The 15,653-nt window shown below is 60.4% G+C and carries 10 protein-coding genes; 4 read left to right on the plus strand and 6 right to left on the minus strand.

What is annotated here, in order from left to right:
• Window positions 1-70: 70 nt before the first annotated feature.
• Genes EKL02_RS14525 through EKL02_RS14535 form a run of 3 tightly spaced genes read left to right on the plus strand, consistent with a single transcriptional unit; the run spans window position 71 to window position 1,527 of the window.
• Window positions 71-556 carry a YajQ family cyclic di-GMP-binding protein gene (locus EKL02_RS14525; RefSeq protein WP_128902712.1) on the plus strand — a complete coding sequence of 162 codons (486 nt, stop codon included), beginning with the start codon at window positions 71-73 and terminating at the stop codon, window positions 554-556.
• 1 nt (window position 557) lies between these two features.
• Window positions 558-911, plus strand: a complete 354-nt coding sequence (locus EKL02_RS14530) for a hypothetical protein (RefSeq protein WP_128902713.1) — start codon at window positions 558-560, stop codon at window positions 909-911.
• Window positions 883-1,527 carry a TIGR02281 family clan AA aspartic protease gene (locus EKL02_RS14535; RefSeq protein WP_128902714.1) on the plus strand — a complete coding sequence of 215 codons (645 nt, stop codon included), beginning with the start codon at window positions 883-885 and terminating at the stop codon, window positions 1,525-1,527. The genes EKL02_RS14530 and EKL02_RS14535 overlap by 29 nt, the downstream gene beginning before the upstream one ends.
• Before the next feature lie 57 nt (window positions 1,528-1,584).
• Here EKL02_RS14535 and aroG read toward each other — a convergent pair whose 3' ends face one another.
• The 4 genes from aroG to EKL02_RS14555 all read right to left on the minus strand — a co-directional run bounded on the left by aroG (window position 1,585) and on the right by EKL02_RS14555 (window position 9,409).
• Window positions 1,585-2,652: a 3-deoxy-7-phosphoheptulonate synthase AroG gene (gene aroG, locus EKL02_RS14540; RefSeq protein ID WP_128902715.1), complete on the minus strand. Its 1,068-nt coding sequence runs from the start codon at window positions 2,650-2,652 to the stop codon at window positions 1,585-1,587.
• Window positions 2,653-2,928: 276 nt separating this feature from the next.
• Window positions 2,929-4,389, minus strand: a complete 1,461-nt coding sequence (tldD, locus tag EKL02_RS14545) for a metalloprotease TldD (protein WP_128902716.1) — start codon at window positions 4,387-4,389, stop codon at window positions 2,929-2,931.
• 98 nt (window positions 4,390-4,487) lie between these two features.
• The gene (locus EKL02_RS14550; RefSeq protein WP_128902717.1) at window positions 4,488-5,300 is read right to left on the minus strand and encodes a carbon-nitrogen hydrolase family protein; all 813 of its coding nucleotides are present in this window, start codon (window positions 5,298-5,300) and stop codon (window positions 4,488-4,490) included.
• 14 nt (window positions 5,301-5,314) lie between these two features.
• Window positions 5,315-9,409, minus strand: coding sequence for a YhdP family protein (locus tag EKL02_RS14555; RefSeq protein WP_241687724.1), 4,095 nt, complete (start codon window positions 9,407-9,409; stop codon window positions 5,315-5,317).
• Window positions 9,410-9,733: 324 nt separating this feature from the next.
• Here EKL02_RS14555 and glnE point away from each other — a divergent pair, with 324 nt between their 5' ends.
• A complete protein-coding gene (gene glnE / locus EKL02_RS14560) occupies window positions 9,734-12,454 on the plus strand; it encodes a bifunctional [glutamate--ammonia ligase]-adenylyl-L-tyrosine phosphorylase/[glutamate--ammonia-ligase] adenylyltransferase (protein WP_128902719.1) in 2,721 nt (906 codons plus the stop codon).
• A gap of 75 nt (window positions 12,455-12,529) precedes the next feature.
• Here glnE and gap read toward each other — a convergent pair whose 3' ends face one another.
• A complete protein-coding gene (gene gap, locus EKL02_RS14565) occupies window positions 12,530-13,540 on the minus strand; it encodes a type I glyceraldehyde-3-phosphate dehydrogenase (RefSeq protein ID WP_128902720.1) in 1,011 nt (336 codons plus the stop codon).
• Between the two features lie 19 nt (window positions 13,541-13,559).
• Window positions 13,560-15,554: a transketolase gene (tkt, locus tag EKL02_RS14570; protein ID WP_128902721.1), complete on the minus strand. Its 1,995-nt coding sequence runs from the start codon at window positions 15,552-15,554 to the stop codon at window positions 13,560-13,562.
• Between the last annotated feature and the right edge of the window lie 99 nt (window positions 15,555-15,653).

Here is a 15,653-nt window from a genome sequence, read left to right on the forward strand (position 1 = left end):
AATTGTCGCTTGAACAATAGATGGTTGCCGACGGCGCTGTCCTACAGCTGCCAAACAAGGATAGAAAGTCATGCCCTCATTTGATGTAGTTTCCGAAGCCAACCTGGTTGAAGTCAAAAATGCCGTCGACCAGGCAAACAAGGAAATTTCCACCCGCTTCGATTTCAAGGGCAGCGATGCCCGCGTCGAGCAGAAAGAACGTGAATTAACGGCGTATGCCGATTCGGAGTTCCAGTTGAACCAGGTCCGCGACGTCCTGACAAACAAGCTGGTCAAGCGCAATGTGGATGTGCGCTTCATGGACAATGGCAAGATTGAAAAAATCGGCGGCGACAAGGTCAAGCAAGTCATCAAGATCAAGAATGGCATCGAGTCCGATGCCGCGAAAAAAATCGTCCGCATCATCAAGGATAGCAAGATGAAGGTGCAGGCAAGCATTCAGGGCGAAGCCGTGCGCATCACGGGCGCCAAGCGCGACGACTTGCAGGCAGCGATTGCGCTGCTGAAGAAGGACGTCACCGACTTACCGCTGGAATTCAACAATTTCCGCGATTAGCATGCTCGATTTCTGGGAGAGTATCATGCCGCGCTACCGCTTCCCCGCATCCACTCCGTCTGCCCCGGCAGCGGTGGCCGGCCCGAGCGGCAATCAGCCGGCGTCTTTCGCAAGCGCGCTGGAAACACAGTTTCCGCATATTCTCTCGGCCATCCAGGCGCTCTGGGGGTTCAAGGAATTGAATACCTATTTCACCAAGCTGACCATCGACGAACGCGGCGGACGGGCCGGTTTTCCGCCGGAAGTCTGGGATGAAATCCATACCCTGTTGCGCTTGCACCAGGAAATCCTGCCTGAACCCTTGTTTGCCACGAACATCTCCCGCCATGCGCTTGATTTCATGCGTAGCAACTAGCCTGCTGGCCAGCCTGGCTGGGATACTTCCTGCCAGTGCCGCTGATATCGACCTGATCGGGGTTTTTCCCGGCAAGGCGGTACTGGTTGTCAACGGCGGCAATCCCAAGACGTATTCGGTCGGCAGTTCGATTGTCGAAAATATCAAGCTGGCCGGCGTTGGCAGCGGCACGGCCACGCTGGAGCAAAATGGCAAGCGCCAAACCCTGCAACTGGGCGAACATTTCAATCGCGCGGCCCCGTCTGGCCAGGCCAGCATCACCCTCCATCCCGACAGCCGGGGGCATTACATCACGCAAGGCCAGATCAATGGCGGCGCTGTGCGCATGCTGGTCGATACAGGCGCCAGCATGATTGCCCTGCCGGCTGAGGATGCCACACGCCTGGGAATCGATTACAGGAAGGGCCAGATCGCTTATTCCAGCACCGCCAATGGCGTCAAACCCGTGTATCGGGTCAAGCTCGATACGGTGCGGATTGGCGATATCCAGCTCAACCAGATCGATGCAACCGTACATGAAAGCGGTTTACCCATTATCTTGCTGGGCATGTCGTTCCTGAACCGCACCGATATCCGCCGCGAAGGCGAAACCCTCACGCTCTTGAAGCGATACTAAAAAAGGGGGCGAAAAACCCGCGCCCCCCTTTTTCTGACGTCGACTCGCAGGAAGCGCTTACGCTTCCTCGCCATCGCGCAGGCGACGCTGCTTGATTGCCTCGGCAAACGTTTCCAGCACGCCAAGGCTTTGCTCCCAATTGATGCAGCCATCGGTAATGGATTGCCCATATACCAGCTCCTTGCCAGGCAGCAGATCCTGGCGGCCTGCCACCAGGTGCGATTCCACCATCACGCCGACGATGCGGGTATCGCCCCTGCCGATCTGGCCGGCGATATCGGCGCACACCGGCACCTGGTTCTCTGGTTTCTTGGAACTGTTGGCGTGCGAAGCGTCGATCATCAGGCGCGAGGCCAAGCCGTTGTTGGCGATATCCTTGCAAGCGGCATCGACGCTGGCAGCATCGTAATTGGGCGCCTTGCCGCCGCGCAGGATGATGTGGCAATCCTCATTGCCGGCGGTCGAGACAATCGCCGAATGCCCACCCTTGGTTACCGACAGAAAGTGATGTGGCTGCGATGCGGCCTTGATCGCATCGACGGCGATCTTGACATTGCCATCGGTGCCGTTCTTGAACCCCACCGGGCAAGAAAGCCCGGAAGCCAGCTCGCGGTGGACTTGCGATTCGGTGGTACGCGCGCCGATGGCGCCCCAGCTGATCAGGTCGGCGAAATACTGCGGGCTGATCACATCGAGGAATTCGGTGCCGGCAGGCAGGCCCAGCTCGTTGATCTTGACCAGCAGCTCGCGCGCCGTGCGCAGGCCGTCATTGATACGGAAACTGTTATCCATGTAAGGGTCGTTGATCAAGCCCTTCCAGCCAACCGTGGTGCGTGGTTTTTCGAAATACACGCGCATCACGATTTCCAGTTCGCCGGCAAAGCGTTCGCGCGCCTTCACCAGCAGGTTGGCATATTCCATTGCAGCCTTGGTGTCGTGGATCGAGCACGGGCCGATGACGACCATCAGGCGGTCATCCTGACCATGCAGGATGCGGTGCAATGCGGTGCGCGCATTGGCGACCACGTCACTGACCTTGCCGGAGCATGGAAACTCGCGGATCAGGTGCGAGGGGGGAGTCAATTCTTTCAATTCTCGGATCCTCAGATCGTCAGTGCGCGGCATGTTATCTCCTGGTTAAAATAAAAAAACCGCCATCACTGGCGGTTTTTTCAGAAATCGGTTTAAGCTTTTTACTCGCGCGCTTACCGCTTTTCCACCGCCGTTGGGCTGGAATAGCTAAAGTAAAAATAAAAGTAAAAGCGTGCGGGTTTCATCGATATCACTCAAATACTTCGCTGATACGGAAATATTGCTATAAATCCGGCCATTTGGCAAGTTCATGGCCCATTTTAACAAAAATAAGACATGAACAGGACGAAACTGCGTCCCTTATTCAGCCTATGCCGTACCGCCCACCGTCATGCCATCGATGCGCATGGTCGGCTGGCCGACCCCCACCGGGACGCTCTGGCCTTCCTTGCCGCACACGCCGATACCGGGATCGAGGCGCATGTCATTGCCAATCATGGAGACCCGGTGCAACACTTCGGGACCATTGCCAATCAGCGTCGCGCCCTTGACGGGGTAAGTCACCTTGCCATCTTCGATCATGTAGGCTTCGCTGGCGGAAAACACGAACTTGCCATTGGTGATATCGACCTGGCCGCCACCGAAGTTGACGGCATACAAACCATTCTTGACCGAAGCAATGATCTCGGCCGGGTCCTTGTCGCCATTCAGCATGTAGGTATTGGTCATGCGCGGCATCGGCAGGTGGGCAAAGGATTCGCGGCGCGCATTGCCTGTCACCGGCATCTTCATCAGGCGCGCATTCAGGGTATCCTGGATATAGCCTTTCAGGATGCCATCCTCGATCAGGGTAGTGCACTGGGTCGGGTTGCCCTCGTCATCCATGTTGAGCGAGCCGCGGCGGTCAGCCAGGGTGCCGTCATCCACTACCGTCACGCCCTTGGCGGCGACGCGTTCGCCGATACGGCCGGAGAAAGTGCTCGAGCCCTTGCGGTTGAAATCGCCTTCCAGGCCATGGCCAACCGCTTCATGCAGCAATACGCCAGGCCAGCCCGGCCCCAGGACCACGGTCATCGGCCCGGCCGGCGCCGGCCGCGCATCGAGGTTCACGAGCGCGGAATCCACTGCCTCGGCAGCATATTTCTCCAGCAGTTCCTCGGTAAAATAATCATAGCGGTAACGCCCGCCGCCGCCAGACGAACCCATTTCGCGGCGCCCATCCTGCTCGGCAATCACGGTCACGGACAGGCGCACCAGCGGGCGGATGTCGGCGCCGATCACGCCATCGCTGCGCACCACCAGCACCACGTCGTATTCCCCGGCCAGTCCTGCCATCACCTGCACCACGCGCGGGTCGCGCGCGCGGGCGATGCGCTCGACCTTTTCCAGCAGCTTGACCTTTTGCGTGGCATCCAGCGAAACCAGCGGATCGTTCGGCAGGTACAACTGGCGACTGCCGCCGGGCTGGATGGCTTGCGCCACCTTGATCCGGCCGGCGCCCTGGCGCGCGATAGTGCGCGTGGCAGCGGCGGCCTCGTTCAGGGCCCGTTCGGAAATTTCGTCGGAATAGGAAAATGCCGTCTTGTCGCCGGACACAGCGCGCACGCCGACACCCTGATCGATCGAGAAACTGCCGGTCTTGACAATACCTTCCTCCAGGCTCCAGCCTTCGTTCTTGGTAAACTGGAAGTACAAGTCGGCGTAATCGACCCTGTGGGTAAACATCGTGCCAAGCGTCGCCAGCAATTTGGATTCATCCAGGCCGAAAGGCGTCAGCAGGAGGTCGCGGGCGGTCGCAAGCGCGGTCAGGTTCGGTTCGAATGGTTTCATGGGCGCACTGGTGTGATGGGGTTAGCGTACCGGAAACCCGGCAGGACAGAAAAAGCATTGTAGAACATCCGGCAAGCCGGCGCTGTGCTGGCAGAAAATCATAGCTTGCGGTGCCGCAATGCCGGCAGGTTTTCGCGCACCCGCGCCAGTTCGGCGGCATCAAGCTCGCCCACCACCACGCCTTCGCCCTCCGACAAGACTGCCTTGACCTCGCCCCACGGGTCGATCAGCATGCTGTGGCCCCAGGTGCGGCGACCGTTGACATGCTTGCCGCCCTGGGCCGCGGCCAGAACGTAGCACTGGTTTTCGATCGCCCTGGCCCGCAGCAGGATTTCCCAGTGCGCGCGCCCGGTCGTATAAGTAAACGCTGCCGGCACCACGATCAGCGAGACCGGCCCCATGGCCCGGTACAATTCCGGGAAACGCAGGTCGTAGCAAACCGACAGGCCAATATCGCCGAACGGCGCGCAAAACACCGTGACGTCCTTGCCGTGCACAATGGTTTGCGATTCGTCGTAGGATTCTTCGCCCTTGGTGAAGCTGAACAGATGGATCTTGTCGTAACGCGACACCATGGCGCCGTCCGGCCCATACACCAGCGTGGCATTCATGACCTTGCCCGCCTCGGGCGCCACCAGTGGCAAGGTGCCGCCAATCATCCATATCTTGTGTTCGCGGGCGATTTCCGACATGAAGTGCTGGATCGGCCCGCCATCCGGCGCTTCGGCCAGGCTCAGCTTGTCGGTGTCCTGCATGCCCATGACGGGCCAGTACTCCGGCAGCAGTACAAGTTGCGCGCCCTGCCCGGCGGCGGCGGCGATCAGGCGCCGGGCCGCTGCAAAATTCTCTTCCACATTGGGCGTGGAAACCATTTGCACGGCGGCGACTTTGACTGGTGTGTTTGTTTGCATAGGTGGGCCCTGGGTCAATTTACCTTTTCAATCGTGGCTTGCGTCCCAGTGGGCGCGATTTCACCGGTGGCGGTGTCGTTTTTCCTGCCAAGCTTCGTGACCACGGGCTCTTTCCACGGCCCGGTAATCTGGTATTCGAAAGTAAAGGCTTTCATCAGGGGATCGCGCAGGAACAGTTGCGCCAGGAAAGTGCCGAGACCAATGACCGGATTGACCGCCAGACCATACACGATCGAAGCTGCACCGGCATTGATGTCGGGGATGATCGCCACGTGCAGGTTGGTACTCTCCCTGGCGATATCGGCGCTGCCATCCATCAGGACGGTGGCGCTGACGCCGCGCATCTTAAAATTATCGGTCTTTGCCACCCCTTGGGCGATCGCGGCAGTGCCGACAATGCCATCAAAGGCAAAGCCCTCCGAGAAAACATCGCGGAAATCCAGCGCCAGGCGGCGTGGCAAGGATTGCAGGCTCAGGACACCAAGCAGTTTGGCAGCGCTGGGGTCCACCTTGAGAAATTGTCCGGCGCCGATATTCAAGCTCAACTGCCCTTCCATCGAGGGAATATCGAGTTCGAAGGGCAATCCTTTCCAGCGCAATTCCCCCTCCATTTTCCCCTTGCCGCCGCGCAGCACATTGCTGAAGCCGAAACGGTCCAGCAATTTGCCGGCATCGGTGATCTGCAGGGAATAATTCAGGCTCGACTGGCTGAAGCCGTCGCGGGTAAGCCATTTGCCTTTGGCCTGCAGTTCCCCGTCCGCATTCATGATGGCCAGCTTGTTGATGCGCCACTCGCGCATGCCGCCGGCCGGGCGCAGATTATTGGCCTGCAGCTCCAGTTGGCCAAAGCGCTTGCCAAACAACTCGAAGTTTTCAGCAACAATATCCAGGGCTGGAATCTGGGCGGCTTCCTGCTTGCCTTCAAATAAATCCGAGACGTCCGACGCCGCCGACTTCGGCACCACCAGCGAGGCCAGGCGCGCCGTCACCTTGCCCAGTCCCCTGCCCGTGGGCGAGTCATTCCAGGTGATGTAACCGGAGACCTGCCCGGAATCGATATTGGCTTGCCATGAACCCTTTTGATGCGATGCGCCAACCACCACGTTGTCGAGCTTCTTGCCCGCGATGATCAGCTCGCTGGCCCGCGCTGCCAGTACTTCCGGTTCGATGTATTGGGACAGCCCGGAGGCGGACGCACCGGCCGCAGCGCTGGCAGCGCCGTTACGGGGTGCCGGATTGCTGCCGCCGATGATGGCCGATACCGACTGGCTCCATGCATCGATATTCAGCGATGGCACGTTGACGTTCGCAATCACGCCACTGTCCGGTTGTGGCGCGGGCTCATTGATGCCAATACCGCCGCGCAGCACGCGCCAGGAAGCATTGGCAACACGCGCCTTTTCACGTTCATACCAGATGGCGATCGCAGGACCTGCAGTTATCCTGATTTCGTCACGCATGCGCTCGGCATCACTGGCCTTGCCGGTCAATTCCAGCTTGAAGGGCAAGGCATCGCGGGCAGACTTTTGCAAGGGGGCAGGAAAGTTAAGGCCAATGCCCTGCAGGGTCGACTCCACCGTGACATCGGTCTGCCCGCCTTTTTTCACGCGGATCAGCGCAGTGTAGCGGGTGCTGCCCTCAAGGCGATCGGCGATACGCTGAATGGCCGGTTCCTTGTACGCCTTGCGCACGCCATCGGTAGTCAGGTTGCCCGCAGCCTTGATGACGATCGTACCGTCGCGCAGGGTGTTGCCGGTAATGACGCTGGCGCCGCCGACAAAACCTGCCTTGATGGCGGGCATATTGATGCCGCGCTCGGAAAACTCGAGCTTGCCGCTGGCGGCCGACAGGGTCGGCAAACCGTCGAAGAGGTCGATATCATTGCCGAGGAATTGCAAGGCGCCCTGCACGGTCGCATTCTCGACCGCATTCAGCGGCAATTGCAGCTTCAGCGCCAGTCGCGCCTTGCCACTGGCCCGGCTATCGTCGGTAAAGTGGCCGATCCACGCTGCTACCGGGCTGGCGCGCACATAACCCAGAAAATCCTGCATGGATGCGTCGGCATGCCCATCGATCTCAAGGCGCGGATCGTCCGACAAGAGATCAGGAATCACCGCCTGGACATCGGCCAGCTGAGCGCCGGCGGTCGTGGCGGTATCAGCCTTGATTTCCATGCGCGTGCGGTTGAAGGCAATCGTCCCCTGCACTTTTTCAAGAATGGGCCACATCGGCGCCTTGCCATCCGGGGCAAAGTCTCCAGGAGTGTAATTCAGCCGTCCATCGACAATCCTGCCGCTGAGCGTAAATTCACCAGCAGGCTTGACGCCTGGCCGCTCAGTCCGGAATGGGAAGTCCGCCAGATTGCCCCTGATCCGCAAAGCGAGGTTATGGGCCTTGCCGCCCTCGAGCCCGCCCGCCAGCCAGGCGCGGGTCTGGTCAGGTGTTTGCAGCGGCAGGTAGCGCCCCACCTTGGCAAGATCCAGGTCGATAATTTTCCCCGTAAGGTCGATCTGCCCCAGTGGCGTCCCCTGGTGCGCTTGCAAGGGCATCAAATGGCGTCCCGACAGGGAGGCAACCAGCCCGTCCTGGGCGAAATCCATGCGCTCGATCTCCAGCAGCAATTGCGCATCCCTCTGGAATGTCCAGCTGGCTTGCATGTCGAGTTTTTCAAACGACTTGACCGGCTCGCTGAAATAACCGGGCAGATTCAATTCAAGCCCGCTGGAGGCCAGTTGAAAACGGCCACCTTTATCGCTGGCATCGACTGAGCCGCTCAGGTTGGCGAACCCCGGAATGCCGGGCAAGGCGGCCTGGGCGGGCTGGGAAGCCGTCTTCGGGCGCGCGGGCCGCGGCGGCTGGGCCTGCATGCTCAGGCCGGAAAACTGCCCCCTGACATGATACGCGGCCAGGGCCGGATAGCTGCCCTGCCATTGCATGGCAAAATCCCTGATTTGCCCGCGCGGCTGGAAATCCGCCAGCAACTCGCGCTGGCCTGCCGGTAGCGGCAGCCGTTCAACAAAATTCGCCAGGGTGTGCAAATCAAGCAACTTGGCTGTCACCTCGAATTTTTCCGGCTTGCCGTTCCTGGCCGGCGTATATCGTTCGGACAAGGTAGTCCTCGGGAACAGCAAGCCGTCCCGGGTCTTGAACGAAAAATCCGCCAGTGCGATTGCATGGCCATGCATGCCGAATGTCGGTGCGCCATCCTGGCTGCGCTGATCGATTTCTTCACGAACCGAGATGCGGCCGTCCACGTGCAACAGGTCCAGCGGCTGCAAATCGCGGCGCAGGCGGGTGTGCACATCGGCCAGCGAAAGATCGGCACTGAAATCGGCGACCCTTGCCTGGTTAAGATCCAGCCAGGCACGCACCGAGCCGCGCCCCTTTGTCAGTTCGACAGGATAATCAAAATAGGCTTTCCACACCGCCAGGTCGGTGTCGCGCAAATCTGCATACAGTTCACCGGTCCACCGCCTGACGTCGGAAATGCGGCTGGCAAAATGCGGATGCTGAAAGTCCGCGCGGATATCCAACGGCTGTGCAAAGCTGGAAGGCGGCGTTGCCCGAAGGGCGAACCGATGGCGACGCCAGTCATTACGCAGGACAAACTCGACGCCTTGCAGAGCAAGTTCCGGCGCTCCCCGCTTTTCGTCCAGCCAGCTTACGCTGCCGCCACGAATCACGATTTCTTCCTGTTTCAGGACCCAGTCCATTCCTTGGCCCTGGTCGTTACCAGCCTGGTTCAGGTCAACCAGAATGCCGCCCACATGCAGCAAGCCATCGCGGTCGCGCCGGATTGCCATGTCTGGCTGGTCGATTTCCAGGCGATGCAGACGCAGGTCGAGCGCCAGCACGGATGACCAGGCCAGCGTTGCCGAGACCTTGGGCAAGACCAGGGCGGGCTGACCGCCTGCATCCCGCACCACCACATCCACCAGGTGCAGATGCGGGCGCAAGCCGCGCCAAGAGGCGCTCATGCCGCGGGCCTCGACGGGCCGGCCAACGGCCTGGCTGGCCATTTGTTCGATTGCGGGTTTATAGGTGTCGATATTCGGCAGAATTACATAGCGCAATACCAGGACCACGGCCGCAAACAGAAAATAGGCCACGACCAGCAACTTGAATAAAGCACCCAGGAGATGGCAGGTAGCCGTGTTGGCATGGCGGCAGGCACGTCGCCCTACTCTCCAGAACGCTCCAAGGCGCTGGCGAACCGGTGAAAAGGAAGATTGGTCTCTTGGCATGAATGGAAGCGTAACGTCCCGGTCTGGCGGGTTTTTTGACCTCTAGTAACCGAAAAAGGGGACAGCGTGAGCGCTGGCGGACCAAACCCAGCGTACAATAAAATAATAAAAATCATACATTGTCCGCAATCATACCTATAGCCCTGCGCGACAGGAAGCCGCCATGGCCTCGCTCACTGAAATTTACCTATGACAACCCATTCCTTCACTGGTGCCACTGCCTCGCGCTTTTATTCGCGCTGGCTGGCGGCAGACCCGATTCGCCTGACGCAAGCGGCAAGCCTTGCCGGATTATCGCTTGGCCGGGATATTTTTGCCAAAATATTACAAACAGAAACAGATGCCGGCATGCCCCTGCCACGCGCCATGCGGCGCTTGCGCAACCTCGTTGTGGCGGGCCTGATCGAACGCGACCTGGACGGCCGCGCCGACATGAACGAGGTCGTCACCGCCATCAGCGATCTGGCCGAGTTCGTGCTGGAAAACCACGTGACGGCACTGACCGCGGAAATGATCGAGCGCCACGGTACCCCTGTCGGTGCGGAATCGGGCAAGCGCCAGGACCTGATCGTGCTTGGCATGGGCAAGCTGGGCGGACGTGAATTGAATGTGTCATCCGATATCGACCTGATTTTCGTCTATCCCGAAGATGGGGACACACAGACCGACAATCCCGAGCAAAAATCGCTGTCCAACCACGAATTCTTTACGCGCCTTGGCAAGCGGCTGATCAAGGATATCGCCGACATCACGGAAGATGGCTTTTCCTTCCGTGTCGACATGGCGCTGCGGCCAAATGGCGCATCGGGGCCGCTCGTCGCAAGCTTCGGCATGGTAGAGGAATACCTGGTCGTGCAAGGACGCGAGTGGGAGCGCTACGCCTGGGTCAAGGCGCGCGCGATCACGGGACAGGCCGATGACATCGTGGCGCTGGAAGCCATCGTCAAGCCCTTCGTCTACCGGCGCTACCTGGATTTCGGCGCAATCGAGGCAATGCGCGGCATGCATGCGCAGATCCGCGCCGAAGTCGTGCGCCAGGAAACCCGCCACCCGGAACGCAGCCACAACGTCAAGCTGGGCCGCGGCGGCATCCGTGAAATCGAATTCCTCTCCCAGGTCTTCCAGTTGATCCGGGGCGGCCGCGACACTGACCTGCGCGACCGCTCCACCCGCAATACCCTGCGTACGCTGGCTGCAAAACAATTGCTGGGAACGGAGGAAGTCGACCAGCTGCTTGAGGCCTATGCCTTTCTGCGCAACCTGGAACACCGCCTGCAATACCTCGACGATGCCCAGACACATACCCTGCCTGCCAATGAAACGGACCGCCAGACCGTCGCCAACATGATGGAGTTTGCCGACACGCCGGCGTTGCTGGCAGCACTGGAACAGCGACGCAGTTTTGTCGCCGCCCGCTTCGATGCGATTTTTGCCGACAAAAGCGGCCAGGATGGCGATGGCGGCGAAACCGACAGCGCCACCGCCGTGGCGCAGGACGACGACCTCGATGCCCTGCAGTCGTCGCTGGCAGCGCTTGGCTTTACCGATGCGCCCGGCGCCGCACAACGCCTGTGGGTGACCTGGCAGTCGCCGCGCCTGCAATCGCTGCCGGCCGCCAGCCGCAACCGGGTCATCGCGCTGGTCAATAGCGCCCTGCCCCTGATCGCCGCCTGCGGCGAGGCGCAAAACGCCACCCTCAATCGCCTGCTGGATTTTTTCGAAGCGATTGCGCGCCGCGCCGCCTATCTGGCGCTCCTGACCGAATACCCGCATGCCCTGAAACGGGTGGTGCGCATGATGCAGGCCAGTAACTGGGCCGCCCAGTACATGACGCGCCATCCGATCCTGCTGGACGAATTGCTCGACGACCGCACCCTGAAAGCCGCGCCGGACTGGTCCGCCTTCAGCACCGAATTGCAGCGCCAGATGGATGCGGCGGCCGGCGACACCGAGCGGCAGCTGGATACCCTGCGCGAAATGCACCACGCCCAGCTCATGCGGCTGCTGGCGCAAGATCTCGAAGGCGACCTCTCCGTCGAGCGGCTCGCCGATCACCTCTCGGCGCTGGCCGACATCCTGGTCGGCGCCACTGTGCAAGCGGTCTGGCAAACCATTCCAAAACGCCACCGTGACGTACCGAAATTCGCGGTGATTGCCTACGGCAAGCTGGGCGGCAAGGAACTCGGCTACGCATCCGACCTGGATGTCATCTTCCTTTACGACGACGACGACCAGGAAGCCCCGGCCCACTATGCCAGGCTGGCACAACGATTCATTACCTGGATGACCAGCCATACGGCCGCCGGCATCCTGTTCGATGTCGATATCGCCCTGCGGCCGGACGGCGCCAGCGGATTGCTCGTGACCAGCGTCGCCTCCTTTGAAAAATACCAGGCGGAGTCTGCCTGGCTATGGGAACACCAGGCGCTGACACGCGCGCGCTTCTGCTCCGGCGACGCAGCCATCGGCGCGCGCTTCGAAGCGATCCGTGAAGCGGTGTTGCGCAAGGACCGCGACGAGCAGGTGCTCAAGCAGGAAGTACGGTCCATGCGCCAGCGCATGCACGATGGTCATCCCAATGCCAGCGGGCTATTTGACCTGAAGCACGATGATGGCGGCATGATCGACATCGAATTCATGGTGCAATACCTGATCCTGCGCCACGCAGCCCAGCATCCGGAACTTGTCGCCGATATCGGCAATATCGCCTTGCTGAAGCTATGCGGGACATTAGGTCTGATCGACGCGCCCCTGGCCGAACAGGTCGCCAATGCCTATCGCACCTACCGCAAGCTGCAGCACCAGATCCGCCTGCAGGGCGAAGACAAGGCGCGTGTCGAGCCGGAGCGGGTGGAGGCAGAAGCAGCGGCAGTGCGCCAGCTTTGGTCAGGCATATTCGGTCAGGACTGACCACCTGCATTTTCTTTCAACGCAATGAGAAACGCCCCGGCCAGCGGGGCGTTTCTCATTGCGTGAAAGCCGGTATTACTTGGCTGACATCAGTGCAACGGTGGTGTCCAGCATGCGGTTGGAGAAGCCCCACTCGTTGTCATACCAGGACGACACTTTCACCAGGCGGCCCGACACCTTGGTCAGGGTAGCGTCGAAGTTGCTCGACGCCGGGTTGTGGTTGAAGTCCACCGACACCAGTTGCTCGGTCTGGTAGGTCAGGATGCCTTTCAGGGCGCCTTCGGCGGCTTCCTTCATGATGGCATTGACTTCCTCGACGGTGGTGTCGCGCTTGGCGATGAAGGACAGATCGACGAGGGAGACGTTGATGGTCGGCACGCGAATCGCGAAGCCGTCCAGCTTGCCGTTCAATTCCGGCAGCACCAGGCCGACCGCGGCGGCAGCGCCGGTCTTGGTCGGGATCATCGACTGGGTGGCGGAACGGGCGCGGCGCAGGTCTTCGTGCATCACGTCGGTCAGCACCTGGTCATTGGTGTAAGCGTGCACGGTGGTCATCAGGCCGGTTTCCAGGCCGATCTTGTCGTGCAGCGGCTTGACCAGCGGGGCCAGGCAGTTGGTGGTGCAGGAAGCGTTGGAGATGACGGTATCGGTCGACTTCAGGACGCCCTGGTTGACGCCAAAGACGATGGTCGCATCCACATCCTTGCCGCCCGGAGCGGAGATGATGACTTTCTTGGCGCCGCCCTTCAGGTGGGCGGAAGCCTTTTCCTTGGTGGTGAACAAGCCCGTGCATTCCAGCACGACGTCGACGTTCAGCTCGCCCCAGGGGATATCGGCCGGGTTACGCTGCGCGAACACGCGGATCTTGTCGCCATTGACGATCATGAAATCGCCATCGACTTCGACGGTGCCGGGGAATTTGCCATGCGCCGTGTCGTAACGGGTCAGATGCGCGTTCGACTGGGCATTGCCGAGGTCGTTGATGGCAACGATCTGGATGTCGTTCTTTTTACCGCCTTCGTAGTGGGCACGAAGGACGTTGCGGCCGATACGGCCATAGCCGTTGATTGCGACACGAATGGTCATGGTCTTCTCCTGAGGATGGTTAAGCTAAGATGTTTTTTACCGCAGCCACGACCTTCTCGGTCGTAAAGCCGAAATGCTTGAACAGTACACCTGCCGGCGCCGATTCACCAAAGGTGTCGATGCCGATCACGGCGCCTTCGAGGCCGACATACTTGTACCAGAAGTCGGTTACGCCAGCTTCGATGGCAACACGCGGCGTGCCTTTGGTCAACACTGTGGCCTTGTAGGCGGCGTCCTGGCGATCGAACACTTCGGTCGATGGCATCGAGACCACGCGCACCGGCACGCCTTGCTGCGCCAGTTCGGCAGCTGCCTTGACCGCCAATTCGATTTCGGAGCCGGTGGCGATCAGGATGGCCTTGGCGTTTGGCGCATCCTGCAGCACGTAGCCGCCGCGCTTGATATTGGCGACCTGGGCCGCATCGCGCTCCTGGTACGGCAAGTTCTGGCGCGAGAAAATCAGCGTGCTCGGGCCATCATTGCGTGCAACTGCGCTGGCCCAGGCCACTGCGGACTCGACCGTGTCGCATGGACGCCAGTTATCCAGGTTGGGGATCAGGCGCATGCTGGAAACATGCTCGACCGACTGGTGGGTCGGGCCATCTTCGCCCAGGCCGATGGAATCGTGGGTAAACACGAACAGCGAGCGGATCTTCATCAGCGCCGCCATGCGCAGGGCATTGCGGCTGTAATCCGAGAAAGTCAGGAAGGTGGCGCCAAAGGGAATGTAGCCACCATGCAGCGCAATGCCGTTCATCACGGCACTCATGCCGAATTCACGCACGCCATAATTGATGTGGTTGCCCGCCTGGTCGGCGCGCACGGCGACGCATTCCTTCCAGTTGGTCAGGTTCGAGCCGGTCAGGTCGGCCGAGCCGCCGAGGAATTCCGGCAGCACCGGCGCCAGTGCCTGGATGGCGTTCTGGCTGGCCTTGCGGGTGGCGATGGTTTCCTTCTTTTCCAGGCAGGCGGCAATATAGCTCTCCACGGTTTGCTGGAAGTTGCCCGGCAATTCGCCCTTCAGGCGACGCGAGAGTTCGGCTGCCTGTTGCGGATAGCGCTCGCCATAGGCCTTGAACAGGGCAGTCCATTCTTCCTCGCGGGCGCCGCCGGCAGCCTTGCCATCCCAGGCGGCATAGACATCGGCCGGGATTTCAAATGGCGCGTGCGGCCAGTCCAGCGCTTCGCGGGTGGCGGCGATTTCCTTGTCGCCCAGCGCCGCGCCATGCACCTTGTCGGTGCCTTGCATGTTGGGCGAGCCCTTGCCGATCACGGTCTTGCAACAGATCAGGGTCGGTTTGTCGGAACCGCGCGCCTGCGCGATGGCGGCATCGACTGCCGCGACATTGTGGCCGTCGACTGCCGGAATCACATTCCAGCCATAGGCTTCGAAGCGCTTCGGCGTATCGTCCTGGAACCAGCCGGTAACGTGACCATCGATCGAGATGCCATTGTCGTCGTACAGCACGACCAGCTTGGACAGGCGCAAAGTGCCTGCCAGCGAGCACACTTCGTGCGAAATGCCTTCCATCAGGCAGCCATCACCGACGAACACATAGGTATGGTGGTCCACCACATTGAAGCCGGGCTGGTTGAATTCGGCGGCCAGCAGCTTTTCTGCCAACGCCATGCCCACGGCATTGCTGATGCCCTGGCCCAGCGGGCCGGTGGTGGTTTCGATACCCGGCGTGATGTGCACTTCCGGATGGCCCGGCGTCTTGGAATGCATCTGGCGGAAATTGCGGATCTCGTCCATCGGCAGGTCGTAGCCGGAGAGATGCAGCAAGGCATAGTGCAGCATCGATCCATGGCCGTTCGACACCACGAAGCGGTCGCGGTTGCTCCAGCCCGGATTGGCCGGATTGTGGCGATAGTGCTTCGACCACAGCGCCACGGCAATTTCCGCCATCCCCATCGGCATGCCGGGATGCCCGGAATTAGCTTTTTGTACAGCATCCATTGCCAGTGCACGAATTGCATTGGCCATTTTCGAGGTGGGGAGCGAGGCAGTCATGTGAATGAAGGAACTTTACCAAATTTGAAAGAAAACACTGCTGCGGACACGGAATCAGCCAATAGTTCGGCATGCGCCTGAGCAAAGCCGGTTATTTTA

This window comes from Janthinobacterium sp. 17J80-10 (genome assembly GCF_004114795.1).
Classification (GTDB): Bacteria; Pseudomonadota; Gammaproteobacteria; order Burkholderiales; family Burkholderiaceae_D; genus Paucimonas.